Origin of the sequence: Bacillus alkalicellulosilyticus, assembly GCF_002019795.1 — a bacterium.
Classification (GTDB): domain Bacteria; phylum Bacillota; class Bacilli; order Bacillales; family Bacillaceae_F; genus Bacillus_AO; species Bacillus_AO alkalicellulosilyticum.
The window spans coordinates 3,023,180-3,049,759 of the sequence record NZ_KV917381.1 but is presented as its reverse complement, the minus strand read 5'-3'; the positions used below and the strand labels follow the sequence as shown (position 1 = coordinate 3,049,759).

The following is a 26,580-nucleotide window of genomic DNA, read 5'->3' as shown; positions in this document are numbered from 1 at the left end:
AATGTCAGGTTTTATCAGAAATATGTACTTTTTTTTATTTGTCACTATTTTGTAATAAAATAATGCTTTTCTATTGATTTTTACTCTTGATAGGTCTATTATTAAAATCGTTTAGTACATATTTCATGGAATAAACAATGAGTTGTAAAATGCAAGTAATTCTAGTGAATAACTTGGGAATATGTTAAACTTATAGAAGAACAACCATTGACACTTTCTAAAACGCCAAAGGGGTGGAGAATCATGATCAATCAACTTTCTTGGAAAGTTGGCGGACAGCAAGGGGAAGGTATTGAAAGTACCGGAGAAATCTTTGCAATTGCATTAAACCGATTAGGGTACTATCTTTACGGATATCGTCACTTTTCTTCCCGTATTAAAGGAGGACATACGAATAATAAAATTCGTGTAAGTACAACTCCTCTAAACGCTATTTCTGATGATTTAGATATTTTAGTTGCTTTTGACCAAGAGACAATCGACGTTAACGTTCATGAATTACGTGAGGGCGGAATTGTTATTGCTGATGCAAAGTTTAACCCGACTTTACCTGAGGGAGAAAACGCATCACTATACGCAGTGCCGTTTACAGAAATTGCTAACGAACTAGGAACTTCATTAATGAAAAACATGGTAGCAGTTGGAGCATCAAGTGCTATTTTAGGCTTGCCTGTAGAAGCTTACCGTGAAGTTGTAGAGGAAATCTTCAAACGCAAAGGGATGTCTGTTGTTGAAAAGAACATGGAAGCCATCCAAGCGGGTGCTGAGTTCTTTAAAAAAGAAGCTGGCAATAACACTGGTGATTTCCAATTAGGAGAAGCAGATGGTAAGAAAAGAATGTTCTTAATCGGTAATGACGCTATCGCAATGGGTGCAGTTGCTGCTGGTTGTCGCTTTATGCCAGCTTACCCTATTACTCCTGCTTCTGAGATTATGGAATATTTAATTAAGAAACTTCCAGAGTATGGTGGAACGGTTATTCAAACCGAAGATGAAATTTCAGCTTGTACAATGGCAATTGGAGCAAACTATGCAGGTGTACGTTCATTAACTGCATCAGCAGGTCCTGGGTTATCTCTAATGGCTGAAGCTCTTGGTTTGTCTGGAATTACTGAAACACCTCTTGTTGTTGTAAATACCCAACGTGGTGGTCCAAGTACAGGACTTCCAACAAAACAAGAACAATCAGATTTAATGGCCATGTTATATAGTACACATGGTGATATTCCGAAAGTTGTCATTTGCCCAAGTACAGTAGAGGAAGCATTCTACGATACAGTGGAAGCATTTAATATTGCTGAAGAATACCAATGTCCTGTTATTTTAGTAACAGACCTTGCACTTTCACTTGGAAAACAAACGGTTGAACCGTTAGATTATAATAAAGTAGAAATTCGTCGTGGTAAGCTTGACCCTAAAGCAGAATTACCTGAACGCGTTGACGGAGAATATTACAAACGCTATGAAGTAACAGAAGATGGAATTTCACCACGTGTGATTCCGGGCATGAAAAACGGTATCCATCACGTTACTGGTGTTGAACATGACCAAACTGGTAAGCCGTCTGAGAGTCCTGAAAACCGAATTGCCCAAATGGACAAGCGACTTCGTAAATTAAATAATTTACACTCAACATTTGACACTCCTGTGTATACAAATGCTGCACATGAAGAAGCTGACCTATTAATTATTGGGGTAAACTCAACACGCGGAACAATTAATGAGGCAATGCCTCGTTTAGAGTCAGATGGAATTAAAGTAAATCATGCACAAGTACGACTTCTTCACCCATTCCCAACGGATGAGTTAAGACCATTGATGGAAAAGGCAAAGAAAGTGGTAGTTGTTGAAAACAATGCAACAGCACAGTTAGCAAACATCATTCGTATGAATGTTGGCGGAATTAATGTGGAAAGCCTACTTAAATACGACGGAAACCCATTCCTACCTTCTGACATTCATAATCATTGCAAGGAGTTGGTCTAAATGGCAACTTTTAAAGATTTTAGAAATAAAGTAAAGCCAAACTGGTGCCCAGGTTGTGGAGATTTCTCGGTTCAAGCTGCGATTCAACGTGCTGCTGCGAATGTCGGAATTGAGCCAGATGATTTAGCAGTTATTTCAGGGATTGGTTGTTCGGGTCGTATTTCTGGGTATATTAACTCATACGGATTCCACGGTATTCATGGTCGTGCATTACCAATTGCTCAAGGAGTTAAGATGGCAAACCGTGATTTAACGGTTATCGCTTCTGGTGGAGATGGTGATGGCTTTGCGATTGGTATGGGTCACACGGTACATTCGATTCGTCGTAATATCGATGTAACGTACATCGTTATGGATAACCAAATTTACGGTTTAACAAAAGGTCAAACGTCACCACGTAGTGAAATGGGCTTTAAAACAAAAAGTACACCTGGTGGATCAATTGAGTCTGCATTAAATGTAATGGAAACAGCGTTAACAGCTGGAGCTACATTTGTTGCACAAAGTTTCTCAAGTGATTTAAAAGAACTTACTTCTTTAATTGAACAAGGAATTAACCATAAAGGTTTCTCTTTAATCAATGTATTCAGTCCATGTGTTACGTTTAACAAAGTAAACACATATGACTGGTTCAAAGAGAACTTAGTAAAGCTTGCTGATGTTGAAGGGTATGACCCACACAATCGTATGACAGCAATGCAAACTCTAATGGAAAATAACGGATTAGTAACTGGACTAATCTATCAAGATACGGAGAAGAAATCGTATCAAGATTTAGTTATCGGTTATGACGAAAATCCATTATCAGCTCAAGACTTATCGATTGATGAAGAAAAATTCAATCAGTTAATGGCTGAATTTATGTAATTACATGCAAAAACCATGCTCTCTGAGTATGGTTTTTTCTTTGGAAAGAAAAGGTACAATAGATGTTCACTAATTCGTAGATTCTAATACTTGGCATTCTGATAGAATATATTGTCGTTTTTCTTTTTGGGGTTTATAATGAGTAGATGTGTGTTGATAATAGAATAGTTGTTCAGAAAGGGGTTTTACCGATGAATGAAGATCAACGTTTAGGAAAAGTCGGAAATACAAATGAAGAGACAACAGACTTAAAATCTGAGATGTCTCAGAAAAAAGACTATAGTAAGTATTTTGACTTTTCAAAAGCGAAAATTGAGACAACTGAAGACGGAAACTCAAAAATGCGCATCAACGGGCGAGATATATTAATTCTTGACCAGCCGGATTTTAAAGAAGGCAAACGTCGAGGAAAAGAAGAAATAAAAGTGGTCCGTTATGAAGTTCCAGAAGAAATGAAAAAGATCGGGGTTGGAAAGAAATTTCTCGTTCGAACATATGGCTGTCAAATGAACTATCATGATACAGAAAATATGGCAGGAATCCTATTGGAAATGGGGTTTTCTGAAACGGAAGAAACAACAGACGCCGATGTCATTCTTTTAAATACATGTGCGATTCGTGAAAATGCGGAAAATAAAGTGTTTGGTGAAATCGGACATTTAAAAACACTCAAGCGTGAAAAACCAGAATTGATTGTTGGCGTATGTGGCTGTATGTCACAGGAAGAAGCTGTTGTTCATCGAATTATGCAAAAGCACCAACACATTGACCTGATTTTTGGTACTCACAACATTCACCGTTTACCTAATTTATTGCAAGAAGCCATCTTCGGGAAAGAAATGGTGATTGAAGTTTGGTCAAAAGAAGGAGATATTGTAGAAAATCTTCCAAGAGCTCGTCAAGGCAATACCCTAGCATGGGTCAACATTATGTACGGCTGTGACAAGTTCTGTACGTACTGTATCGTTCCATATACACGTGGGAAGGAACGTAGCCGTTTACCAGAGGATATCATTGCTGAAGTTAGGGACATTGCCCGTCAAGGCTATAAAGAAATTACACTTTTAGGGCAAAACGTTAATGCCTATGGTAAAGACTTAGAAATGAATTACGGTTTGGGAGACTTGATGGATGAGTTGCGTGCTATTGACATTCCACGAATTCGTTTTACTACAAGTCACCCTCGAGATTTTGATGACCGTTTAATAGAAGTGCTAGCAAAGGGCGGGAACATGGTCGAGCACATCCACCTTCCTGTTCAGCATGGGAATACGGATATCTTAAAATTAATGGCGAGAAAGTATACGAGAGAACAATATGTTGAATTGGCGACGAAAATTAAAAAAGCGATACCAAATGCTTCGTTTACAACAGATTTAATTGTAGGCTTTCCGAATGAAACGGAAGAACAGTTTGAGGATACGCTTTCGCTTGTACGAGAAATTGAATTTGATAGTGCATTTACGTATATCTACTCTCCACGAGAAGGAACTCCAGCTGCGAAGATGGAAGACAATGTCCCTATGGAAGTGAAGAAGAACCGTCTAGCACGATTAAATGCATTAGTGAATGAGATTTCGGCCAAGAAAAACAATGAGTATCAAGATAAAGTAGTTGAAGTCCTTGTTGAAGGGGAAAGCAAGAAAAACCCTGAAGTTTTATCAGGGAGAACTAGAACAAACCGTCTTGTAAACTTTAAAGGTCCGAAATCCGTCATAGGTCAAATCGTTTATGTACAAGTAAAAGAAGTAAAAACATGGTCGTTAAACGGCAAAATCGTGGAAATGGCAGAGGTGAAATAAATGGGGAATCTATATACTAAAGATGAAATTATTGCAAAGGCGAGAGAACTAGCAAGCATGATTGCCGAAACAGAAGAAGTAGAATTCTTTAAAAAAGCAGAAAAGCAAATCAATGAAAATCTTAAAGTTCAAGAAATCATCGCAAAAATTAAAAAAGAACAAAAAGAAGCTGTCAATTTACAACATTATGGAAAGTCAGAAGCTCTTGAGAAAGTGGAACAACGAATAGACCAATTACAAGATGAAATTGATGACATTCCTCTAGTGCAAGAGTTTAAACAAAGCCAAATGGATGTTAACTATTTACTGCAACTCGTATCTAGCACAATCTCTGATTCTGTTACAAAAGAAATTATCGAATCTATGGGTGGAGACCATTTAAAGGGAACCACTACAAAGAGTCCTTTTGATAATGACTGCTGCGGTCATTAAATCAAAGAAAACCATCTATGAAATAGTCATAGATGGTTTTTTCTTATCATATCTATAAGAGAGATCCGTCAGAATTATGGAGGATAGGATGATGTTATAAAAGGTTGACTTTATTTGGGCAAGTTTTTTTAAAAAAGTGCTCATAAAGTAAACAGATCATACATATCGTTGTATAGATTACTCGTAATTATCACCTTGATTATAACGAAGGTCATCCTTTCAAGATTTTTTTAGCACAATGGTCATTTGCCCTGCATAGGATGGAAGTGAAGAAAATTGGCGGACCAATTTGTGTACGAAATCTGTTCAACACGAACTTCGGATTTTATTTGGTCATAGGACTATCGTACTTTTGACCATGGGATCTAGGCCATCGCCCTTGCAAATAGGCGGAAGTCAAGATTTCTTTATGATATGAATGAGGAGGGTTTAATCATGTCAGAGACAGACAAGGATTTAAATTTTCGAGAAATTATTACGAAAGCGGTCTGTGGTAAGGGAAGAAAGTTCTCTCAAGCAAGTCATACAATCAGCCCTTCACAAAGGCCGACGAGTATCCTCGGCTGCTGGATTATTAATCATAAATATGAGGCAGCTAAAAAAGGTGATGCGGTGGAGGTTCTCGGAAGCTACGACATTAACGTATGGTACTCACACCATAACAACACAAAGACGGAAGTAGCGACCGAAACAGTTACTTACACTGATGTTGTACCACTCGCGGTCCGTGACCAAAACATTCTCTCTGAGGATGTAGAAGTGATTGCTCGTGCTGTTCAACAGCCGAACACGCTAGAAGCGACGGTTTCTCCAAACGGCTCTACAGTTGTCGTCCAAGTGGAACGCGAATTTTTAGTAGAGGTCATTGGTGAAACAAAAATCAATGTAGCCGTTTCACCGGACGGAACGATTGAAGAGCTTCAACCGGAAGACTGGGCAGAACAAGTCGATGATGAAGAGTTTGAAGACCTTGACCCGAATTTCTTAATGGGTGACCTAGAAGAATAATGAAGGGAACTAGGAAGAGAAATCTTCCTAGTTTTTTTTATTTACCACCTAATACGAAAGTTGTTGGTTAGTCTTAAGGTTGTTAGGAGTGGTTTTCTCCTAACAAGCGTGCAACGAGCGAAGCCTTTCCATCCGTGAAAAATCATTAAAAGTCTTGTGAGGAGATTCTAAGAAGGATTTATATGCTTCTCAGGAAGAGCGATGGCTTTGCTCACTGCAAGTACTTTAATAAGAAGTACACTTATTAAAGCACTTTTACAAAGAGGGCAGTGGCTTCGCGCATCGCATTTAAGAAAAGGCGACTGGTGTCGCTTTTCTTAATCTACTCTCTTTTTTCTATGTTATAATAACGGTAGATTATAAGATAGATGGAGGAAAACGATGGCTGAGCATACTCCGATGATAAAGCAATATTTAGAAATAAAGGCTCAACACCAAGATGCCTTTTTATTTTTTCGTTTAGGTGACTTTTATGAGCTGTTTTTTGATGATGCCGTAAAAGCAGCCCATGAATTAGAAATTACATTAACAGCTCGAGGGGGAGACAAAGAAAAGATTCCAATGTGTGGTGTCCCTTATCATGCAGCTGATAATTATATAACTCAATTAATTGAAAAAGGATTTAAGATTGCTGTTGCAGAACAAGTAGAAGATCCGAAGCTCGCAAAAGGTGTGGTAAAGCGAGAAGTTGTTCGAATGATTACACCAGGTACGGTCATGGAAGGCCGGACGATACAGGAAAAAGAAAACAATTACATTGTTGCGATTTCAGATTTCCAGGATGGCAGTTATGGATTAGCACGGACGGATTTAACAACGGGCGAAAGCTTTGTCACATTACTTGTTGGTGATTTTGATGAAGTTGTTCAAGAAGTTGCTACCATTCAAGCGAAAGAAGTCGTGGTAGCTAGTGAATTAGAAAAGCAAAAACAAGCTCGTTTTCAAGAATTCTTAACCGTTACTGTCTCTTTTGAAGACAATGAAACATTACCAGAAGCCTTTGTTTCTTTATGTGAGAACCTCACACAAGAAAAATTAGAAAAGACCTTTGCAAGGCTAGTGAATTACTTAGAAAATACACAAAAGCGCTCATTGCACCATTTGCAACCTGTCCATTACTATACGACAACTGATTTTATGAAGATTGACTATCATTCTAAGCGAAATCTAGAACTCGTTGAAACGCTTCGTGAAAAAAAGAAACAAGGATCTCTGTTGTCTGTTGTAGATGCGACTGTAACAGCTATGGGAGGTCGTTTACTTAAAAAATGGGTTGAACGACCATTACTTGATAAAAAACGCATAGAAGAGAGATTAGGTGCAGTAGAAGTGATGCTTGACCACTTCTTTATTAGGGAAGAGCTTCGAGAGCGGTTAAGAGAAGTATATGACTTAGAACGTCTAGCTGGAAGAGTAGCATACGGAAATGTAAATGCCCGTGATTTAGTGCAACTTCGAAAATCACTACAGCAACTACCAGCCATTATTGACAACGGAGAACAGTTGCAAAACTCTTATATTACTAAAATGACAACTTCGATTGATTGCTGTGAAGAGTTATTAGATTTGTTAGAACAAAGCTTAGTAGACGACCCTCCTTTATCTGTAAAAGACGGGGGAATGATCCGAGCAGGATATCATCAAGAACTTGATACTTACCGTGATGCTTCGATTAACGGAAAATCCTGGATTGCAGAGCTCGAACAAAAAGAAAGAATTGAAACAGGAATAAAGTCTCTGAAAGTAGGCTTTAATAAAGTATTTGGTTATTATATCGAAGTAACAAGAGCGAATCTTCATTTGCTACCTGAAGGGCGATATGAACGTAAGCAAACATTAACGAACGCAGAACGTTATATCACGCCGGAGTTAAAGGAAAAGGAAGCGTTAATTCTAGAAGCAGAGGAAAAAATTGAAGATTTAGAGTATCACATCTTTTTAGAGATTAGAGAAGAAGTGAAAACATATATCTCTCAACTGCAATACATCGCTTTATGTGTCAGTACAATTGATGTGTTACAAAGTTTTGCTACTGTTTCAGAAAAACAACATTTTGTAAAACCGACATTTACAAGTGACCGCACAGTGTCTATTATCGATGGGCGTCATCCTGTTGTTGAAAAAGTAATCGGCAATGGAGCATATGTTGCCAATGATGTCATGATGAATGAAGATAGAGAAATGCTTCTCATTACCGGACCAAATATGGCAGGGAAAAGTACGTATATGCGTCAGCTTGCTTTAATATCAATTATGGCTCAAATTGGTTCATATGTACCTGCTACTGAAGCGAAGTTACCTATATTTGACCAAATCTTTACTAGAATTGGTGCAGCCGATGATTTAGCTCGTGGGCAAAGTACATTTATGGTCGAGATGCTAGAAACGAAATATGCATTAACGAAAGCCACACAAGATAGCCTTGTGTTATTAGATGAAATTGGTAGGGGAACTTCAACTTATGATGGGATGGCATTGGCGCAAGCGATTATTGAATATATTCATGAAAACATCGGGGCCAAAACGTTATTTTCGACTCATTACCATGAACTGACCGTACTTGACCAACAATTAACGAAAGTAAAGAATGTACATGTATCAGCGATGGAGGAAGAAGGTAAAATTGTCTTTCTTCATAAAGTCGTAGATGGACAAGCTGATCGAAGCTATGGAATTTATGTCGCAGAGTTAGCAGATATTCCCGCTCCGGTAATTGCAAGAGCAACACAGTTGTTAACTGAGCTAGAAGCGGGTGCTAAAGAAACAAGTCCTTCTTCTGTAATGGTAGAGGAGAAGCAGCTCACATTGTTTGAGGATGAACCTGTCCTTGATAAGAAAAAGACAAGAGCAGTTAGTTCAAATGAAAGACAAATCATAGAAACGATAAGTCAAATTGATATATTAAATATGACACCGATTGAAGCTCTCTCAGCGCTTAATGAACTACAAAAGAAAGTCAGAAATAAAGGATGAGACGATGGGGAAAATCGTTAAGTTAGATGAGCAATTATCAAATAAAATAGCAGCGGGTGAAGTGGTTGAAAGACCAGCTTCTATCGTAAAAGAGTTAGTAGAAAACTCGATTGATGCGAACAGTACACACATTATTGTCGAAGTCGATGAAGCTGGTCTGGAAAGAATAAGAATCCTTGATAATGGTGACGGCATTGAAGCGGACGATGTGGAAACAGCATTTTTCCGACATGCGACAAGTAAGATTAAAACCGATCAAGATCTTTTTTCGATTTTAACATTAGGATTTCGAGGTGAAGCCCTCCCAAGTATTGCCTCTGTATCCCATTTAGAGCTTTCAACATGTACAGGAAATGATGCTGGAACACAGATAAAGCTTGAAGGTGGCCTGATTAAGGAAACCAAACGGACAAAAAGTCGCAAGGGTACGGAAATTATTGTGACTCAATTGTTTTACAATACGCCTGCACGACTAAAATATATGAAGACGATTCATACCGAACTTGGCAATGTCAGTGATGTCATGAACCGTTTGGCACTTGCTCATCCAGAAGTTTCTTTTGAACTATATCATAATGAAAAAGAGCTCCTTCGAACGAGCGGAAATGGAGATGTCCTTCAAGTTATAGCATCAATTTATGGGATTTCAGCAGCGAAGCAAATGGTAAAGCTGGAGTCAGAATCACTAGACTTTAAGCTCAGAGGTTATGTTGCCAAACCAGAAGTCACTAGAGCATCAAGGCAATACATGTCAACGTTTATTAACGGCAGATACATTAAAAACTTTACTGTCGCCAAAGCCATACAAGAAGGCTATCATACGTTGCTTCCGATAGGGAGATACCCTTTGGTTGTGTTAAATATAGAAATGGACCCGAAGCTAGTCGATGTCAACGTTCATCCAGCAAAACTTGAAGTAAGGTTAAGTAAGGAAGAAGAGTTGTTTACATTAGTAAAAGAATCCATTCAAAAGGTTTTTAAGAAAATTCAACTCATTCCAGAGTTAGGTATAGTCAAGCGTGAAAAACAACAATCCGAACAAATGAGTTTTCAGTTTCCTTCTCAAGCAAAAGCGCGAGAAACAGCAAAACACTATGACTCTTCTTATCAAAAAAGTTCATCCACCAATACTGCCAGTCCGTATCAAGTTGACGAAAGGAATGTTGGGACAGGCTTTCTAGAAAAAAAAGAACAGCCTTCAACAATCGAGGTAGTACAAGCCGTGGAAGAAACAAATACTGAAGAGTTTGCGGATACGAAAGAATCCGTACAAAATGCTCATGAATACAATCAAAATGACCGAGTTCCTACTCTATATCCGATTGGTCAAATGCACGGGACATATATATTAGCGCAAAATGATAACGGTCTATATATCATTGACCAACATGCAGCTCAAGAGCGAATAAAATATGAATACTATAGAGAAAATGTCGGCAAGGTGTCTCCAGAATTACAAGAGTTATTAGTTCCATATACTTTGGAATTTACGAACTCAGAAATCCCGATTCTAGCAGACCACCAGGATGAATTACAAAAAGTAGGAGTTTTCCTAGAACCATTTGGTAGAACGAGCTTTATTGTTCGCTCCCATCCGACATGGTTTCCAAAAGGAGAAGAACAAGAAACCATTGAAGAGATAATCAACCAAGTACTCACAACGAAAAAAGTAGACATCAAAAAATTAAGAGAAGATGCAGCGATAATTATGTCGTGTAAAGGCTCAATCAAAGCCAATCGCCATCTACGACAAGACGAAATGTTTGCACTATTAGAATCGCTACGAACATGCGAAGACCCATTCACATGTCCACACGGCAGACCCATCCTAATCCACATCACAACCTACGAAATGGAAAAAATGTTCAAACGAATAATGTAATAGAAGATACCACCAAGGCGGTCTTTGCCTTGGTGGTTTCTTCGTAAGGGCCGAAAGCCCCTGCAAAGAAAGAGCGTGGGAGGAGTGATTTTCTCCTACCAGGCGAGCAGGGAAGCGAAGGCCCCCACCAAGGCGGTCTTTGCCTTGGTGGTTTCTTCGTAAGGGCCGAAAGCCCCTGCAAAGAAAGAGCGTGGGAGGAGTGATTTTCTCCTACCAGGCGAGCAGAGAAGCGAAGGCCCCCACCAAGGCGGTCTTTGCCTTGGTGGTTTCTTCGTAAGGGCCGAAAGCCCCTGCAAAGAAAGAGCGTGGGAGGAGTGGTGTTCTCCTACCAGGCGAGCAGGGAAGCGAAGGCCAGCACCAAGGCGGGCTTTGCCGTGGTGGTCTCGTTGGAAGGGGCGAAAGCCCCTGCAAAGAAAGAGCGTGGGAGGAGTGGTGTTCTCCTACCAGGCGAGCAGGGAAGCGAAGGCCAGCACCAAGGCGGGCTTTGCCGTGGTGGTCTCGTTGGAAGGGGCGAAAGCCCCTGCAAAGAAAGAGCGTGGGAGGAGTGGTGTTCTCCTACCAGGCGAGCAGGGAAGCGAAGGCCAGCACCAAGGCGGGCTTTGCCGTGGTGGTCTCGTTGGAAGGGGCGAAAGCCCCTGCAAAGAAAGAGCGTGGGAGGAGTGATTTTCTCCTACCAGGCGAGCAGGGAAGCGGAGGCCCCCACCAAGGCGGTCTTTGCCTTGGTGGTTTCTTCGTAAGGGCCGAAAGCCCCTGCAAAGAAAGAGCGTGGGAGGAGTGATTTTCTCCTACCAGGCGAGCAGAGAAGCGAAGGCCCCCACCAAGGCGGTCTTTGCCTTGGTGGTTTCTTTGTAAGGGCCGAAAGCCCCTGCAAAGAAAGAGCGTGGGAGGAGTGGTGTTCTCCTACCAGGCGAGCAGGGAAGCGAAGGCCCGCCCCAAGGCGGTCTTTGCCTTGGTGGTTTCTTTAATACGGACAGGCCGAGCAGAAAAAGGGTGGGCCGAGTCCGAAAAGAGAACCAATACGGACAGGCCGAGCAGAAAAAGGGTGGGCCGAGTCCGAAAAGAGAACCAATACGGACAGGCCGAGCAGAAAAAGGGTGGACCGAGTCCGAAAAGAGAACCAATACGGACAGGCCGAGCAGAAAAAGGGTGGGCCGAGTCCGAAAAGAGAGTCAATACGGACAGGCCGAGCAGAAAAAGGGTGGGCCGAGTCCGAAAAGAGAACCAATACGGACAGGCCGAGCAGAAAAAGCATTGACCGAGTCCGAAAAAGGAAACAATGCTTTAAATATCAGTGGCTTTGGTTCCACTCGTTGCTCACCTACATTGTCGCTTTATTATGACCCTAATGAGCGATGTTGTTGATCAAAGCATTCATCCAGCCTCTGCTGAATATCTTGTTGGTCAAGTTCTTCACCAATAAATAAAAACTCAGACATGACAGAGGAAGACCAAGTGGGCATGTCAAAGGTATCTACTTGAATCGACGAGCCCACTTGGGAAATCACATATAGCTCATGATTCATAGGATTGTAACATTGCCCTTTCATTCGAAACACTTCAGGCGGAAACTGATGAAAAAAATACTCTAACCTTGAAAGTGAAATTGATTTTGGACTTTTATATACATATGTACCTATTCCATACTGTCCTACTACCTTCAAGTGTTTCCTTGATTCAGCTATGTTCAATTGATGTGTATACAGCGAAGAAGCGGAATGGAGTTCATACATTCTATTGTCATCCGCTTGAAAAAACTCTTCGAATGTCACAACCATTGCTTTTGGTTGCAAGCTCATAACAAAAGAATATAATTCTCCGAGTCGCTCATGTGATAAATGATTGGTATGACAAAAGACAATTGTATCAGCGAATTCTAATTGGTTAGTTAGCATTTCACCTACCGTATAATCCCTCCGTTCAAGGGAATCTTCAGCATCTACTAAGATTTCATGTTCTGAAAAATAGGAAAACCAAAATTCCCTAGCATCAATAAGATGGATGTGTGATTTAAAAGTGATATTCATCTCTTTACAAAAAGCTAGTAATGCGTCTATCGGGGGCTCAACCGTCGGAAACATATCTAATATAATCCCATCAAAATCTTCGGTCAAATCCATTCTTTTAACAACTGTATGTAGTTGATTGATCGAATCAATGACTGCATTATGAACAGTTTTTCCTATCAATGTCACGTTAAAAGGATCTTCTGCCTTTACCTTCAATTTGCTTTTTTCTTGTTGAAATAGAATCTTCAATACTCTTTGTTGTTTCTCGTCTTGGAAGCGTTCCATAAATATACATTTATCCCTTAAGGGGAAACCAGATAAAACGATAAGAGGGAGCACTTTTTCCATTTTTCACACCCCTTTTACAGTAAGTCGTTACCAGCTTGATTTTTTAACACCTGGCACTTGCCCTTTATGAGCTAATTCCCTGAAAGCAATTCTTGATAGTTTAAATTTACGAAGTACCCCACGAGGCCTTCCAGTCATCTCACATCTTCTTGTTAAGCGTGTTGGAGAAGAATCTCTTGGAAGTTTTCTTAATGCTTCATAGTCTCCTTTTTCCTTTAACTCTCTTCGCAACTCGGCATAGCGAGCCACTAACTGTTGACGCTTCATTTCTTTTGCTACTTTGGATTTTTTTGCCATTGTAATCACCTTTCATCATTTAAATAGTAATCATTACGATTTGTTACCATGATATATGAAAAATATCCCGAAGTAAAGTTTACAAAAAATGTTTTTTAAGTTGAACTTCTTTTGTAATCTCTGACAGTGCCTTAGACTGATTTGATGGGAATGTGTATAGTATATATTATAAAACGTAATGATTTTGATTTAAAAGGGGGATATAAGTTATGCTAGACCAATTGTACAGACAATTAGTAATTGAGCATTCAAGAAACCGACGAAATCATAGGAAGCTAGAAGGGTCGAAGGTGCAACAGAAACATTATAAGAATCCAACTTGTGGTGATGTAATGACCTTGTTCATGGAGGTATCCACTGACAAAAGAATTAATGATATCTCGTTTGTTGGTGAAGGATGTAGCATAAGTATGGCATCTGCATCTATGATGACAGAATTAATAAAAGGAGTTTCCGTAGAAGAAGCATCACAATTAAGAGAAGCAATGGAACAAATGATTCGAAAAGGTGAGGTCTCAGAAGACATTGATTTAGGAGATGCGCTAGCATTAGAAGGTGTTCATAAGTTAAGAGCACGTCATAATTGTGCCTTGATGGCTTGGCAAGCACTTGACCGAATCTTAGGAGATTATCCAGAGTATAGATTAAAGTAAAAGAAGCGGGATTACTTTTGTTGTGAGGGTGGACAAAAGGTAAAAAACCTTTTGTCCTAATAAGTTGAGTTTTGTGAAATTATCATTAGTAAACCTTATCTATTTCCAATTCCAGGTGAACTTGTGGGGATTATTTTTTCTTGATTCAAATATTATTTGTGTGCCATATAAAATAATGGCTTCGATAATAAATAACAATAAGAGTTGATATTTTTTTAACCTAATAAGAGACCAATATCCTATACGTTTAAAGCGATCCATTAATACATATACAAAAAATAAATGAACACATAGATTTAAAATGGAATATCTAAGAATGTTACCAAATCCAAATCGTAACATCCACATTGAACCAACAATATATGGTCCCATTATTAAAGGTGCTTCACCCATAATGTTAGGGTGGGGTTTTTTATAAATCGACCACCACATTTTTTTACGAGCCAAAAGACTTTCGCCAATTAATAAAAGTCCCATCAGGATTGAAGTTGGGAAAAACCTCTTTATTGAGTGCTTATCCATAAAGACCAAAGAAATCCAAGGAATAATTGCTACCCCTAATAAATACCATTTCGTTTTCATATCTAGTAACCCCTCTTGTTTTTATTAAGTTACCCTGCTGGAAGCTAAATATAACTTTTTCATACTCCTATTTCTACAACAATCCCCAAAAAATCTAGTTTGAATCCCAACTTAATGTTATTGTACAAATAAAAATTTGAGGAGAAACAAAAAGTTGTTCACCAATTGTCTCTCCCTCTTTCTTTGTGTCCCAGCCTCTTATTTATTTGGTATAGGACAATTTTGCAATGGCATCATGCATATGAATCGATTCTTCGTTTCGGCATGCAACAGTAAACGATTTGATATCTTTATTTTCATATAAATCGGCAGCCACTAAGCGAACCATATCCTCGACAAAACGAGGGTTTTCAAAAGCGCGTTCTGTCACCGACTTTTCATCTGGCCTTTTTAAAATAGGGTAAAGCATTGAACTGGCATTTGATTCGGCTGCTTCAAGTAATATAACTTTCCAGTCCTTACTCAATTCTAGCAAATCAAAGAATTCGACTTTGATAGTGACATACCCCCGCTGATTATGAGCACTATATTCGCTGATTTCTTTTGAACATGGACATAACGTTGTAACAGCCACAGTGAGCTCAAATTCATGGGTAAATCCATTAGCTTTGTCGTAGCTGACGTACATCTGAACATCTGCATGGGCTAATCCGGTTTTGTTTAGAACTGGGCTAGTTCTTTCAAAAAACCAAGGAAAACGAATGCTCATTTGGGCACCATCTTGTTCCATTCGTTCCGCTAAATCTTTAGTGAACGAATAAAGTTGTTCTCTACTCGCTTTAAACCCGTTATGGTGATATTCTTGAAGCACCTCAGTTAAACGGCTCATATTAATCCCTTTATTCATTTGTGCTAAACTCGTTGTTAAAGAAATGGTTGCAACAGTTGTTTGTTCTTTTGGTTCATAATCAGATTCTATCTGAATAGGGTGTGTAACATTTGAAATTCCGACTGATTCAATAGGGAAAAGAAAATCATTCGGCATGTTTTGTAAGTCTGTCATCTCTTCTTTATGTAAAGGTTTTGTTCCTATGACAGGGGGAACCGATCCAAATCTTTTATGTCGTTCTTTTTTACTAGGAATGATTTTTGTTTGCATTGTATTCTCCTTTTTAAATAGTAATTATTACGATTTATATAGTATAATACCAAATGGGTAAATTGAAAATAATATGCTTTTTTATTTTCGAGAGAAGTATGTGAACAGAACAGAGTTTAAATCGTAATGTTTACGATTATAATCAAAGAATAATAACAATAACATTATTAGGAGATGAGTACTTTGAAAGAAGATAATAGGATTCCAGTCACGGTGTTAACTGGTTTTTTAGGAGCTGGAAAAACAACATTACTCAATTATATTCTAACTGAAAATCATGGACAAAAACTTGCGGTTATTGTAAATGAATTTGGTGAAGTAGGAATCGATAATCAGCTTGTGGTCGGCGCAGATGAAGAGATATTTGAGATGAATAACGGTTGCATTTGCTGCTCAGTTCGTGGAGATTTAATCCGAATTCTTAGTGAATTAAAAGAAAAAAATAAATCAACCCTCGAATTTGAACGGGTCATTATTGAAACCACGGGTTTAGCGGACCCGGGTCCAGTGGCACAAACGTTTTTTGTCGACCCGCAATTGTCTGAGTTCTATCATCTAGATTCAATTGTTACCGTTGTAGACACATTTCACGTCCATCAGCAGCTTGACCGTTCTCGTGAAGCCCAGGAGCAAATAGCATTTGCCGATGTAGTTCTTTTAAACAAAATAGATTTAGTAGATGAAGAGCATATTCATTCCGTATCAGAGAGAATCAGGGGAATGAATCCTTCTGCTAGAGTCGTTCGGACAAAACATAGTCAAATTGATTTGGATGAGATATTGAACGTCTACTCTTTTGACCTCACAAAAAAGCAAGAAATCACACCAAACTTTTTAAAAGAAGGTCATCACCACCACAATGATCATGTGAGGGCGATAGTGTTACGAACTGAGAAACCATTGAATTTATCAAAAATAGAGAAATGGATGAATTCAATCTTAGTCGAGCTTGGCCCACAGATGTACCGTTATAAAGGATTATTACATATTGAAAATCTTGATAAACGAGTGGTTTTTCAAGGAGTTCATATGCTATTTGCAGGAACAGCCGACCGAGAGTGGGAAAAAGGTGAAAAGAGAGTAAGTGAAATGGTTGTAATCGGAACTGATCTTGATGAAAAATGGTTTCAAAAAAACTTTGAAATGTGTATTTCATAACAGACTACCTGAGAAAGAGCTAATACTTCTTTTTGGAAGATTGCACTTCAAATGGAAAAAGCTTATAATACAAACAATACATATGCAATGGGGAGTTTTTGTGTTAGTAACCACAGCCTTAAAGACAGCTTCACAGCTTCAACAACAAGCAATGAAGGTAGCCGATGACTTGCGTGGGCAGTTTATTGTACGTGAAAACCGCTCGGTCGAACAGCTCATTACTGACTTTGGACAGGACCTTATTGTTGTTGGTAAAGATAAACTACAATACTACTTGAAATCAAATCAGCCTTTTTTCTTTCACCCAAATTCAGCTTCGTTTCGAATCAAGAGAGTACGAAGAGGAGAACATGACCCTTTTGTTGTTGCTACGGGCCTTTCTTCTGGAAAGACAATTCTCGATTGTACTCTAGGGATGGGTTCAGATAGTATCGTTGCAAGCTATGTAGTTGGAGAAACTGGGCAAGTAACTGCAATCGAAGGAAATAGGGTCATTGCGTATTTAGTAAAAGAGGGCTTACTTCAATGGAAAAGCGAAGATGAAGATTTGTATAAGGCGATGCATAGAATTGAAGTACACCATATGAATTACATTGAAAAACTTGCAGCACTGCCTTCGAGTAGTTTTGATATCGTCTATTTTGATCCAATGTTCGAAACTAAAATTGAAACCTCTGATGGAATTCGTCCTCTTCACGATATAGCCATCCAAGACAAGCTCACGAAAGAGACGATTACAGAAGCAATAAGAGTAGCAAGAGATAGAGTCGTTGTGAAAACCCATTGGAAAAGTGATTGGTTTGAGGAGTTTAATTTTACCGTTCTCAAACGGCCCACTTCAACATTCCATTTTGGATACATCCAATTATAAATAAGGGAGTATGGCAAAACAGAAATGAAAGAAAAATTAGTAGTAATCGTTGGTCCTACAGCGGTAGGTAAAACAAAAACAAGTATTGAGTTAGCTAAAGCCTTTGATGGAGAAATCATTAGTGGAGACTCGATGCAAATCTATCGTGACATGGATATAGGCACAGCTAAGGTGACTTCAGATGAAATGGAAGGAATCCCACATCATTTGATTGACATAAAAGACCCTACAGAATCATTTACTGTAGCAGAGTTTCAAAATCTGGTTCAACCATTAATAACAGATTTGAATCAAAAAGGGAAACTCCCGTTTTTAGTTGGTGGGACTGGGTTATATGTCAAAGCAATAACTCATAATTATCAGTTTGCTGAAGGTCCTTCAGATGAAGACTATCGAAATGCATTAGAAACATTTGTAGAGAAACATGGGGTTGTCTCCTTACACGAAAAATTGAAAGAAATTGACCCTATAAGCTATAAGAATCTTCATCCTAACAATTACAGAAGAGTCATACGGGCTTTAGAAGTTTTTAAGGTGACAGGACAGCCTATGTCAGATATGCAGCATGATGAAGAAAAACCATCACCCTATGACCTGGTCATGATAGGCTTGACAATGGACCGTGATGTACTGTACTCCAGAATCAACGAACGAGTTGATAAAATGATGGAAGCAGGACTTCTTGAAGAAGCAAAACTTCTCTATGAAAAAGGTGTAAAAGATTTCCAATCGGTCCAAGCTATAGGGTACAAGGAGATTTATGATTATCTTGAAGGTCGAGTCACATTAGAAGAAGCTGTTTCGAACTTAAAGCAAAACTCAAGAAGATATGCCAAAAGACAATTAACGTGGTTCCGAAATAAAGCAGATGTGACATGGTTTGACATGGGGCAAAATGGTTTTAATGAAAATATTGTAAAAATGCACACATTTATAGAAGGAAAGCTTTATAACAACAGCGAAATAAGTAAAGAGCTAAAAAGAGGGGGACACTTGCAATGAAGCAATCAGTTAATATTCAAGACCAATTTTTAAATCAGTTACGAAAAGAAAACATTTCTGTTACCGTTTTTTTATTAAACGGCTTTCAACTTAGAGGACACATCAAAGGATTCGATAACTTTACGATTATTCTAGAGAGTGAGGGAAAACAGCAGTTAGTTTATAAGCATGCGATCTCTACATTCGCTCCTCAACGAAATATTCAAATTAGTGTTGAATCTGATCAAGCATAATAAAAGCTTATTACAAAGATAATTAGTCCAAGAGCGGGCTAATTATCTTTTTATTTACGAGGGGTGGGATAAAATTGATTTTATCTTTTGTCGCACCTCTATATTCAGTTATCTCATATAATTTCCTTTAAGGTTTCAACAAGCGAAAGGTATCGCTGCACGCCAAATTCAGATTTCAATCCAAGGTGTTCTTGAACGGTGACAGCACTTTCTCCTCGAATTAATGCGTTTACTGCAAAGGTATGTCTTAGATGCATCGCACAAATCCCTTTTCGTAATCCAGCCCGTTTTACTTCGTGTCGTAGCATTTTTTGAATGGCGATTTCAGTTAACTCTTTCGGTCGGTCTTTTTCATAGGACCAGCGATATGTATTTCGTTGAAAATCAAACGCTACAAAAAAAGGGTCATCACTATGATATTTTGGTCGTACTGGAAGTGGAATGTGTTGATAATAACGATAAAGCAATTTTTTATCTGATTCTTTGAGAGTGATTGACCGACTAGAACTAGAATGATTGTGAACATCGATGACATTGGATTCAAAGTGGACATCATCTAAGGTGAGAGAGGTTACGTCACGTAAGCATAAACCATATTCCATTAATAGGACAATAATGCTTTCATTTCGGTCAATAAGAAGTGGTCGGGCTTTTAATTGGTTTTCTGTTAAATCTTTAGAAGAACGTATAATCGAACGAAGCTTCTGTTGTTCTTCTATGGAAAGAATATCTTCAATACATAACGTATGGTCAATTTCGCCAGCAATGACAACGCCAATAAATGGATTACTCTTTATTTTCCTGCATTCATATAGATACTTGTAAAACTGTTTTATAACTGTACCCATTCTTTTTCTAGTTTTGATATCATAATTTCTTTCATTTTGTAAGAAATCAAAAAACTGTTGTAACATTTCAGTTGTCATTGTAGTAACGGATTGTTGGTGTGGTAACGCTGCTTCTACCCAGCGGAAATAATCATGTAGGTCATAATGATATCTTTTTATCGTGGATGGTCGTCTTCCTTTTTTAGTTAAAGATAATAGAAATAATGTTGCGTCTTCAGGCAATTGTTTTTGAAGCGATTCCATTTGTTTCACCACCTTCCCTTTTCAGGTTTGCGTGATGTGAAATCGTGGTGGGGTATATTTCCATTTTAACGGGTGTGCAGCAGAAATACTAGCAATTCACCCTTCTGATTTCTTGTTTGACCCTTTTTCATGAAAAAGTTATAGGCAGTTGTCACAAAAATTGGGCACTTGCGTATAGTGGAGGTAAGGGGATAGCGATAGGAGGGTGAAAGATGAGAAACCCAGCAAAGACTAGAACTAGAAGTCAAATCAATATTGTTCTTAACCAAAACAATGATAAATCAAAGGATACAGAGCAGTTTACCTTTTTAAATGAGGAAGAACGAGATAAACACTATGTCCTAGAGCGAATAGAAAATGAATTAAAACAGTTAGTTGGTTTGCAAGATGTAAAGGCATTCTTAAAAGAAGTATATGCGTGGCTTTATATAAATAACTGTCGAAAAGACGAAGGGTTAAAGACGTCAAAGCAAGCGCTTCATATGATTTTTAAAGGGAATCCTGGGACAGGAAAGACGACAGTTGCTCGAATGATCGCTAAGTTCTTCCATGAAATGAATGTTCTTTCAAAAGGACATTTAATAGAAGCGGAGCGAGCAGATTTAGTTGGAGAATACATTGGTCATACCGCATTAAAAACGCGTGAACTAATAAAAAAAGCAATGGGTGGCATCTTATTTATTGATGAAGCGTATTCATTGTCAAGAGGTGGAGAAAAGGATTTCGGGAAAGAGGCCATCGATACACTGGTGAAAGCCATGGAAGACCAGCAGCATGATTTTATTTTGATTTTAGCTGGTTATTCAAAAGAGATGGACTACTTTATGTCCCTCAATCCAGGCCTTCCTTCAAGATTTCCATTAACGATTGATTTTCCAGATTACTCGACTGAGGAACTAATGGACATAACAAAGGGAATGCTTTCTGAACGAGAGTATATCCTCACTAGGCAGGCAGAGCATAAAATCAAAGAACTAGTAAGACGTGGGAAAACAGACTCCTCTCAGGCTTTTAGTAATGGACGTTTTGTTCGAAACATATTAGAGCAAGCGATTCGAAAGCAAGCGGTTAGATTATTACAAGAGCCCAATCGTGACCGTCAAACGCTCGCTACACTTGAAGCCTGTGATTTTGAATTTGAAAAATCAACAGTTCACCCATTTTCGTAATAATGGGTGAACTGTTGTTTCATGCTAAATTAAGCTATAATTAGCCAAGTGAATAATTATGGAAGGCAGTGATGATTCATTGATAGAGATTAACGAACAAAAAAAAGAGCGTGTCATCTTAGTTGGGTGTCATACATTAAAGCGCGATGAGGAAACATTTGACTACTCAATGGAAGAGTTAGCGTCACTGACGGAAACGGCCGAGGGTCAAGTTGTCGGTACCATTACTCAAAAAAGGGACAAGCTTGATTCAGCGACATATATAGGAAAAGGGAAAGTCGAAGAAGTCGTCAACTTAGTGGAGGAGACAGAAGCTGATATTGTCATATTTAATGATGAACTTACTGCTAGTCAAGTACGCAATTTAAGCGAATATATAGATGCAAGGATTATTGACCGAACTCAACTTATATTAGATATCTTCTCGATGAGAGCAAACTCGAAGGAAGGAAAATTACAGGTAGAATTAGCCCAACTCAATTATTTATTACCTCGTCTCATGGGTCGAGGTGTAGCCCTTTCTCGTTTAGGTGGGGGAATCGGTACAAGAGGTCCAGGGGAAACGCAGCTTGAAACAGATCGCCGTCACATCCGTAGAAGAATGGATGAAATTAAACAACAATTAGAGGCAGTTACGACACACAGGGCCCGTTACCGAGAGCGTCGAAAGCTTAATCAAGTGCTTCAAGTGACATTAGTTGGATATACAAACGCCGGAAAATCAACGATACTTAATCGACTTACTGAAGCGGATACCTTTGAAGAAAATTTGCTGTTTGCAACACTGGACCCAACAACTAAAAAATTAAAACTTCCATCTGGATTAACAGTGTTACTCTCAGATACGGTTGGATTCATTCAAGACTTACCAACCGCCTTAATCGCTGCTTTTCGTTCGACGTTAGAAGAAGTCGTAGAAGGGGATTTACTTTTGCATGTAGTTGACGGGTCAAACCCACAATTCCAGGACCATGAGAAAACTGTAATACGCTTATTAGAAGAGTTAAAAGCAAGTCATATTCCAATGCTAACCGTTTATAACAAAGCTGACCAAATGATAGAACAACCTCCTTATTCAAAAGAGAAGAATAGTATCGTGGTTTCAGCAATCAATGATGAAGATTTACGAAGACTTGAACTTGAAATTGAAGAGATGATTAAGGCTCAATTAGATTACTATCAAGTGTTTATTCCTTCAGATGATGGGAAATTGCTTGCACGGTGTAAGCGAGAATCAATTGTAAAACAACAAACATGGGATGAAGATAAAGAAGGATATGATGTTCGAGGCTATGTTCACCCAAATTTATCATTATATACAGAATTGAAAAACGGGTAAAAAGGAGTAACAGGATGTACGAGAAATTTCACCATGGGGAACAATTAAAACGCTTGGTAACAAGTGCAGAGGAAAAAATTAAAGATTATCATAAAAGTATTGACCAAGTTGTAGAAGAAAATCAGCTTCGAATATTAGAAGCCTATCAAGCACATCAAGTGTCTGATTTTCATTTTACCCCATCAACAGGATACGGTTATGATGATGTCGGTAGAGATACATTAGAGCAATTGTATGCGGATGTGTTTGGAGCAGAAGCGGGTTTAGTACGCCCTCAAATCATCTCAGGAACGCATGCGATTGCTACAGTATTATTCGGATTATTACGACCTGGCGATGAGTTACTTTATATAACAGGTACCCCCTATGATACATTAGAAGAAATTGTAGGTGTCCGTGGCAGTAATAACGGCTCATTAAAGGAATTTGGAATCTCATATCAAGCGATTCCTTTAACAAATGAAGGTAAAGTGGATTATTCACAAGTAAAAGAAAGCATTACTGAAAAAACAAAAGTCATTGGCATCCAACGTTCAAAAGGTTATGCGAATCGTCCGTCGTTTTTTATTGAAGAAATCAAAGAGATGGTCGAGTTTGTTAAATCAATAAAAAATGATGTGATTGTATTCGTCGATAATTGCTATGGGGAATTTGTTGAGACCATGGAACCGCCTCATGTAGGTGCAGATATCATTGCAGGGTCATTGATAAAAAATCCAGGTGGAGGAATTGTCAAAACAGGGGGCTATATCGTTGGAAAGAAGAAGCTAGTAGAACTGGCATCATATCGTCTAGCTGCTCCTGGAATCGGGGCAGAGGGTGGTGCATCCTTATATAGTTTATTAGAAATGTATCAGGGATTCTTTCTAGCACCCCATGTCGTTGGTCAAGCTTTAAAAGGGGCCCTTTTTACAGCTGCTTGTCTGGAGGAAATTGGGCTCCAAACAAATCCCAAGTGGAATGAAAAACGAACCGATTTAATACAATCGGTCCAATTTAATGACAGAGAGAGGATGGTTTCTTTCTGCCAAGCGATTCAAGCAGCTTCACCTATTAATTCTCATGTCACTCCTCATCCTAGTCCGATGCCCGGATATGAGGATGATGTCATTATGGCAGCGGGTACGTTTATCCAAGGAGCTAGTATTGAACTTTCGGCAGATGGTCCATTACGAGAGCCATTTGTCGCCTATGTTCAAGGTGGTCTTACCTACTCCCATGTTAAAATTGCCGTTTTAAAGGCAGTCGATCAGTTACTAAAGGACGAACTTATCGGTCCAAAAACTAACAGTGTCATATAATTTACGTGAATCGAAGCTAAAACGTTTCTCGTCACAAAACTGACATGTTAGATTACCTTACATCTATTGACAGTGATGCTCACATCTATTATGCTAGTATTATCGAAGCCTAGGAGGGGTAGATTATGAATGATCAAATGCGTCGTAGTATGCCATTATTTCCGATAAGTATTGTAAAACAACTTACCGAACTGTCTGCTCGACAAATTCGTTATTATGAAGAACATAATCTCATTTACCCTGCCCGTACGAATGGAAATCAGCGGTTGTTTTCGTTTAACGATGTAGAGCGTTTACTCGAAATTAAGTCCTTCATTGAGCAAGGAATTAACATCTCAGGAGTTAAACAAATACTTGAAATGAAACAACAGCAACAGCAAATTGAGGTTTCACAAGAGGCGAAACAGGATATAACCGATAAAGAGCTTCGAAAACATCTGAAAAACGAATTGTTGATGGCAGGTAGAAATGGTCGTGCTTCGATTATTCAAGGTCAGCTATCACGGTTCTTTCATTAAAAAAGGGAAAAGGAAGGGGATTACATAATGGCTAAGTATACTAAGGATGACATTTTACGTATTGCCCAAGAAGAAGGCGTTCGTTACATTCGTCTTCAATTTACAGATTTACTAGGAATTATCAAAAATGTTGAAATTCCAACAAACCAGTTGAAAAAAGCATTATCAAATCAAATGATGTTTGACGGTTCTTCCATTGAGGGATTTGTTCGCATTGAGGAGTCTGATATGTATTTATATCCAGACCTTGATACGTGGGTTATTTTCCCTTGGACAGCTGACAAAGGAAAGGTTGCTCGTTTAATTTGTGACGTGTACCAACCAGGTAGACCAGGAGAAGAGCCAACACCATTTGCAGGGGATCCTCGTGGAATTCTTAAGCGTGTGCTTAAAGAAGCAGAAGAGTTAGGATTCACTTCATTTAACATTGGACCAGAGCCAGAATTCTTCTTATTTAAAAATGACGAGAAGGGTGAACCCACTCTTGAGTTAAACGATAAAGGTGGTTACTTTGATCTTGCTCCAACGGATTTAGGAGAAAACTGCCGTCGTGATATCGTACTTGAGCTTGAAGACATGGGATTCGAAATCGAAGCATCTCACCATGAAGTGGCTCCAGGACAACATGAAATTGACTTTAAATATGCGAATGCAATCAAAGCTTGTGATGACATTCAAACGTTTAAACTAGTTGTAAAAACGATCGCAAGAAAGCATGGTCTTCATGCAACATTCATGCCTAAACCATTATTTGGTGTCAATGGTTCGGGAATGCATTGCAACATGTCTTTATTCCGTGGAAAAGAAAACTCGTTCTATGATCCTAATACTGAAACTCAATTAAGTGAAACAGCAATGCAATTTTTAGCGGGTATTCTAGATCACGCTGAAGCGTTCACTGCCATTACTAACCCAGTAGTAAACTCATATAAGCGTCTAGTTCCTGGCTATGAGGCACCAGTTTATGTGGCATGGTCATTACGTAACCGTAGTCCATTAGTTCGTATTCCAAACTCCCGTAAGCTAAGTACTCGTATCGAAGTACGTAGCCCAGACCCAGCAGCTAACCCTTACCTTGCAATGGCAGCAATGCTTGCAGCAGGTCTTGATGGAATTAAGCGTAAGCTTACTCCTCCGAGTGCAACTGACCGTAATATTTACATCATGAACAAAGAAGAGCGTGAAGAAGCTGGAATCAATGACCTTCCTGCAACATTAAAAGAAGCAATTGACAAGCTAATTAGCGACGAAGTCATGATAAATGCTTTAGGTGAGCATGCAATTGAGCACTTTGTTGAAGCAAAAGAGATCGAATGGGATATGTTCCGCACTCAAGTACATCCTTGGGAACGCGAACAGTACATGACGATTTATTAATAGGAGAACCCCTTAATGCTACTGGTATTAAGGGGTTTTTTTATACACTATTATAAAAATAAATTTAGGTAAAGCATAGAATGAATGTGTTATGAGCACGATAAGGATTGAGAAAACTATGAAAAAATATTGGAGGCAATATCATGGTACAAGAAGATCCGCACTATTTATTAGAAGAAGTTGCACATTCAGTTCAAGAAGCACAACAAATAGCACAACAAGCGTCAGCATTGACAACGTACCAACAAATGCAGCAAGCTCAACAGTCGATGCAAATCGTCCAGCAACGGCTAAGTAACATCCAAACATCAAACGAACTAGAACAGCAACAATTGCTACAAGCTCAACAAGAAGTTCAAAAAGCGTTTGATAAGCTGCAACTAGAAACACAACAGTTATTCCAAGCGCAACAAATGGTCCAAACCGAAACGCAACAATTACATCAAGCTCAACAACAAGTAAAACAAGAGCAACAAGATGTCCTTCAAGCTCAGCAAGAACTACAACAAGCACAAGCAAATGCCATGGAAATTCAAAATCGCCAACAGTAATAGGAAAAGAGCTAACAAAGCGTTGGCTCTTTTTA

General features: G+C 38.8%; 23 protein-coding genes. 18 read left to right on the top strand and 5 right to left on the bottom strand.

The features are described 5' to 3' along the window. The first annotated feature begins 243 nt into the window (after positions 1–243). From BK585_RS15320 to mutL, 7 genes are all read left to right on the top strand, one after another. On the top strand, positions 244–1,986 hold the full coding sequence (locus BK585_RS15320; protein WP_078554559.1) for a 2-oxoacid:acceptor oxidoreductase subunit alpha: 1,743 nt from the start codon (positions 244–246) through the stop codon (positions 1,984–1,986). Next, positions 1,987–2,853, top strand: a complete 867-nt coding sequence (locus BK585_RS15315) for a 2-oxoacid:ferredoxin oxidoreductase subunit beta (protein ID WP_078554557.1) — start codon at positions 1,987–1,989, stop codon at positions 2,851–2,853. It abuts the gene before it with no gap. 191 nt (positions 2,854–3,044) lie between these two features. Continuing rightward, entirely contained in the window at positions 3,045–4,655 is a 1,611-nt protein-coding gene (gene miaB, locus BK585_RS15310) for a tRNA (N6-isopentenyl adenosine(37)-C2)-methylthiotransferase MiaB (RefSeq protein ID WP_078554555.1), read from the top strand. Next, positions 4,656–5,087, top strand: coding sequence for a YlbF/YmcA family competence regulator (locus BK585_RS15305; RefSeq protein ID WP_078554553.1), 432 nt, complete (start codon positions 4,656–4,658; stop codon positions 5,085–5,087). Between the two features lie 435 nt (positions 5,088–5,522). Further along, positions 5,523–6,095, top strand: a complete 573-nt coding sequence (locus BK585_RS15300) for an outer spore coat protein CotE (RefSeq protein ID WP_078554551.1) — start codon at positions 5,523–5,525, stop codon at positions 6,093–6,095. A 381-nt stretch (positions 6,096–6,476) separates the two neighbouring features. Then, entirely contained in the window at positions 6,477–9,068 is a 2,592-nt protein-coding gene (mutS, locus tag BK585_RS15295) for a DNA mismatch repair protein MutS (protein WP_078554549.1), read from the top strand. A gap of 4 nt (positions 9,069–9,072) precedes the next feature. Next, positions 9,073–10,950 (top strand): DNA mismatch repair endonuclease MutL, encoded by a 1,878-nt coding sequence (gene mutL, locus BK585_RS15290; RefSeq protein WP_078554547.1) that lies wholly within the window; start codon positions 9,073–9,075, stop codon positions 10,948–10,950. A 1,334-nt stretch (positions 10,951–12,284) separates the two neighbouring features. Here the strand turns inward: mutL and BK585_RS15275 are convergent. Then, positions 12,285–13,304: a GTP-binding protein gene (locus BK585_RS15275; RefSeq protein ID WP_078554542.1), complete on the bottom strand. Its 1,020-nt coding sequence runs from the start codon at positions 13,302–13,304 to the stop codon at positions 12,285–12,287. A gap of 27 nt (positions 13,305–13,331) precedes the next feature. Beyond that, positions 13,332–13,601 (bottom strand): 30S ribosomal protein S14, encoded by a 270-nt coding sequence (gene rpsN, locus BK585_RS15270; RefSeq protein ID WP_078554540.1) that lies wholly within the window; start codon positions 13,599–13,601, stop codon positions 13,332–13,334. A gap of 209 nt (positions 13,602–13,810) precedes the next feature. Here rpsN and sufU point away from each other — a divergent pair, with 209 nt between their 5' ends. Continuing rightward, positions 13,811–14,254 (top strand): Fe-S cluster assembly sulfur transfer protein SufU, encoded by a 444-nt coding sequence (sufU, locus tag BK585_RS15265; protein WP_078554538.1) that lies wholly within the window; start codon positions 13,811–13,813, stop codon positions 14,252–14,254. Positions 14,255–14,353: 99 nt separating this feature from the next. On the opposite strand, the gene BK585_RS15260 is transcribed toward sufU, so the two are convergent. Next, positions 14,354–14,836 (bottom strand): hypothetical protein, encoded by a 483-nt coding sequence (locus tag BK585_RS15260; RefSeq protein WP_078554536.1) that lies wholly within the window; start codon positions 14,834–14,836, stop codon positions 14,354–14,356. Between the two features lie 202 nt (positions 14,837–15,038). Continuing rightward, positions 15,039–15,935, bottom strand: a complete 897-nt coding sequence (gene folE2, locus BK585_RS15255) for a GTP cyclohydrolase FolE2 (RefSeq protein WP_078554534.1) — start codon at positions 15,933–15,935, stop codon at positions 15,039–15,041. 174 nt (positions 15,936–16,109) lie between these two features. Between folE2 and BK585_RS15250 the strand changes: the two genes are divergently transcribed. The 4 genes from BK585_RS15250 (at position 16,110) to hfq (ending at position 19,199) form a co-directional block, all read left to right on the top strand. Continuing rightward, the gene (locus tag BK585_RS15250) at positions 16,110–17,093 is read left to right on the top strand and encodes a CobW family GTP-binding protein (RefSeq protein ID WP_078554532.1); all 984 of its coding nucleotides are present in this window, start codon (positions 16,110–16,112) and stop codon (positions 17,091–17,093) included. A gap of 100 nt (positions 17,094–17,193) precedes the next feature. Further along, positions 17,194–17,964, top strand: coding sequence for a class I SAM-dependent methyltransferase (locus BK585_RS15245; protein WP_078556838.1), 771 nt, complete (start codon positions 17,194–17,196; stop codon positions 17,962–17,964). Positions 17,965–17,988: 24 nt separating this feature from the next. Further along, complete coding sequence (gene miaA, locus BK585_RS15240; protein WP_078554530.1) at positions 17,989–18,966, top strand: tRNA (adenosine(37)-N6)-dimethylallyltransferase MiaA; 978 nt, start codon at positions 17,989–17,991, stop codon at positions 18,964–18,966. Beyond that, complete coding sequence (hfq, locus tag BK585_RS15235; protein ID WP_078554528.1) at positions 18,963–19,199, top strand: RNA chaperone Hfq; 237 nt, start codon at positions 18,963–18,965, stop codon at positions 19,197–19,199. The genes miaA and hfq overlap by 4 nt, the downstream gene beginning before the upstream one ends. Before the next feature lie 113 nt (positions 19,200–19,312). On the opposite strand, the gene BK585_RS15230 is transcribed toward hfq, so the two are convergent. Next, positions 19,313–20,290 (bottom strand): tyrosine-type recombinase/integrase, encoded by a 978-nt coding sequence (locus tag BK585_RS15230; RefSeq protein ID WP_078554526.1) that lies wholly within the window; start codon positions 20,288–20,290, stop codon positions 19,313–19,315. A gap of 212 nt (positions 20,291–20,502) precedes the next feature. Here BK585_RS15230 and spoVK point away from each other — a divergent pair, with 212 nt between their 5' ends. The 6 genes from spoVK to BK585_RS15200 all read left to right on the top strand — a co-directional run bounded on the left by spoVK (position 20,503) and on the right by BK585_RS15200 (position 26,545). Beyond that, positions 20,503–21,459, top strand: coding sequence for a stage V sporulation protein K (gene spoVK / locus BK585_RS15225; protein WP_078554524.1), 957 nt, complete (start codon positions 20,503–20,505; stop codon positions 21,457–21,459). A gap of 58 nt (positions 21,460–21,517) precedes the next feature. Further along, the gene (gene hflX, locus BK585_RS15220; RefSeq protein WP_170885620.1) at positions 21,518–22,798 is read left to right on the top strand and encodes a GTPase HflX; all 1,281 of its coding nucleotides are present in this window, start codon (positions 21,518–21,520) and stop codon (positions 22,796–22,798) included. A 14-nt stretch (positions 22,799–22,812) separates the two neighbouring features. Beyond that, on the top strand, positions 22,813–24,099 hold the full coding sequence (locus BK585_RS15215; protein ID WP_078554522.1) for a methionine gamma-lyase family protein: 1,287 nt from the start codon (positions 22,813–22,815) through the stop codon (positions 24,097–24,099). Positions 24,100–24,224: 125 nt separating this feature from the next. Next, positions 24,225–24,617, top strand: a complete 393-nt coding sequence (locus BK585_RS15210; RefSeq protein WP_078554520.1) for a MerR family transcriptional regulator — start codon at positions 24,225–24,227, stop codon at positions 24,615–24,617. 27 nt (positions 24,618–24,644) lie between these two features. Next, entirely contained in the window at positions 24,645–25,994 is a 1,350-nt protein-coding gene (gene glnA, locus BK585_RS15205; RefSeq protein WP_078554518.1) for a type I glutamate--ammonia ligase, read from the top strand. A gap of 143 nt (positions 25,995–26,137) precedes the next feature. Beyond that, positions 26,138–26,545, top strand: a complete 408-nt coding sequence (locus BK585_RS15200; protein WP_212567932.1) for a hypothetical protein — start codon at positions 26,138–26,140, stop codon at positions 26,543–26,545. The last annotated feature ends 35 nt before the right edge of the window (positions 26,546–26,580 follow it).

Excerpts from the sequence above, each read along its gene's own strand:
- BK585_RS15320 (WP_078554559.1), top strand. The coding sequence starts at position 244 with ATGATCAATCAACTTTCTTGGAAAGTTGGCGGACAGCAAGGGGAAGGT.
- BK585_RS15315 (WP_078554557.1), top strand. The coding sequence starts at position 1,987 with ATGGCAACTTTTAAAGATTTTAGAAATAAAGTAAAGCCAAACTGGTGC.
- miaB (WP_078554555.1), top strand. The coding sequence starts at position 3,045 with ATGAATGAAGATCAACGTTTAGGAAAAGTCGGAAATACAAATGAAGAG.
- BK585_RS15305 (WP_078554553.1), top strand. The coding sequence starts at position 4,656 with ATGGGGAATCTATATACTAAAGATGAAATTATTGCAAAGGCGAGAGAA.
- BK585_RS15300 (WP_078554551.1), top strand. The coding sequence starts at position 5,523 with ATGTCAGAGACAGACAAGGATTTAAATTTTCGAGAAATTATTACGAAA.
- mutS (WP_078554549.1), top strand. The coding sequence starts at position 6,477 with ATGGCTGAGCATACTCCGATGATAAAGCAATATTTAGAAATAAAGGCT.
- mutL (WP_078554547.1), top strand. The coding sequence starts at position 9,073 with ATGGGGAAAATCGTTAAGTTAGATGAGCAATTATCAAATAAAATAGCA.
- BK585_RS15275 (WP_078554542.1), bottom strand. The coding sequence starts at position 13,304 with ATGGAAAAAGTGCTCCCTCTTATCGTTTTATCTGGTTTCCCCTTAAGG.
- rpsN (WP_078554540.1), bottom strand. The coding sequence starts at position 13,601 with ATGGCAAAAAAATCCAAAGTAGCAAAAGAAATGAAGCGTCAACAGTTA.
- sufU (WP_078554538.1), top strand. The coding sequence starts at position 13,811 with ATGCTAGACCAATTGTACAGACAATTAGTAATTGAGCATTCAAGAAAC.
- BK585_RS15260 (WP_078554536.1), bottom strand. The coding sequence starts at position 14,836 with ATGAAAACGAAATGGTATTTATTAGGGGTAGCAATTATTCCTTGGATT.
- folE2 (WP_078554534.1), bottom strand. The coding sequence starts at position 15,935 with ATGCAAACAAAAATCATTCCTAGTAAAAAAGAACGACATAAAAGATTT.
- BK585_RS15250 (WP_078554532.1), top strand. The coding sequence starts at position 16,110 with ATGAGTACTTTGAAAGAAGATAATAGGATTCCAGTCACGGTGTTAACT.
- miaA (WP_078554530.1), top strand. The coding sequence starts at position 17,989 with ATGAAAGAAAAATTAGTAGTAATCGTTGGTCCTACAGCGGTAGGTAAA.
- hfq (WP_078554528.1), top strand. The coding sequence starts at position 18,963 with ATGAAGCAATCAGTTAATATTCAAGACCAATTTTTAAATCAGTTACGA.
- BK585_RS15230 (WP_078554526.1), bottom strand. The coding sequence starts at position 20,290 with ATGGAATCGCTTCAAAAACAATTGCCTGAAGACGCAACATTATTTCTA.
- spoVK (WP_078554524.1), top strand. The coding sequence starts at position 20,503 with ATGAGAAACCCAGCAAAGACTAGAACTAGAAGTCAAATCAATATTGTT.
- hflX (WP_170885620.1), top strand. The coding sequence starts at position 21,518 with ATGGAAGGCAGTGATGATTCATTGATAGAGATTAACGAACAAAAAAAA.
- BK585_RS15215 (WP_078554522.1), top strand. The coding sequence starts at position 22,813 with ATGTACGAGAAATTTCACCATGGGGAACAATTAAAACGCTTGGTAACA.
- BK585_RS15210 (WP_078554520.1), top strand. The coding sequence starts at position 24,225 with ATGAATGATCAAATGCGTCGTAGTATGCCATTATTTCCGATAAGTATT.
- glnA (WP_078554518.1), top strand. The coding sequence starts at position 24,645 with ATGGCTAAGTATACTAAGGATGACATTTTACGTATTGCCCAAGAAGAA.
- BK585_RS15200 (WP_212567932.1), top strand. The coding sequence starts at position 26,138 with ATGGTACAAGAAGATCCGCACTATTTATTAGAAGAAGTTGCACATTCA.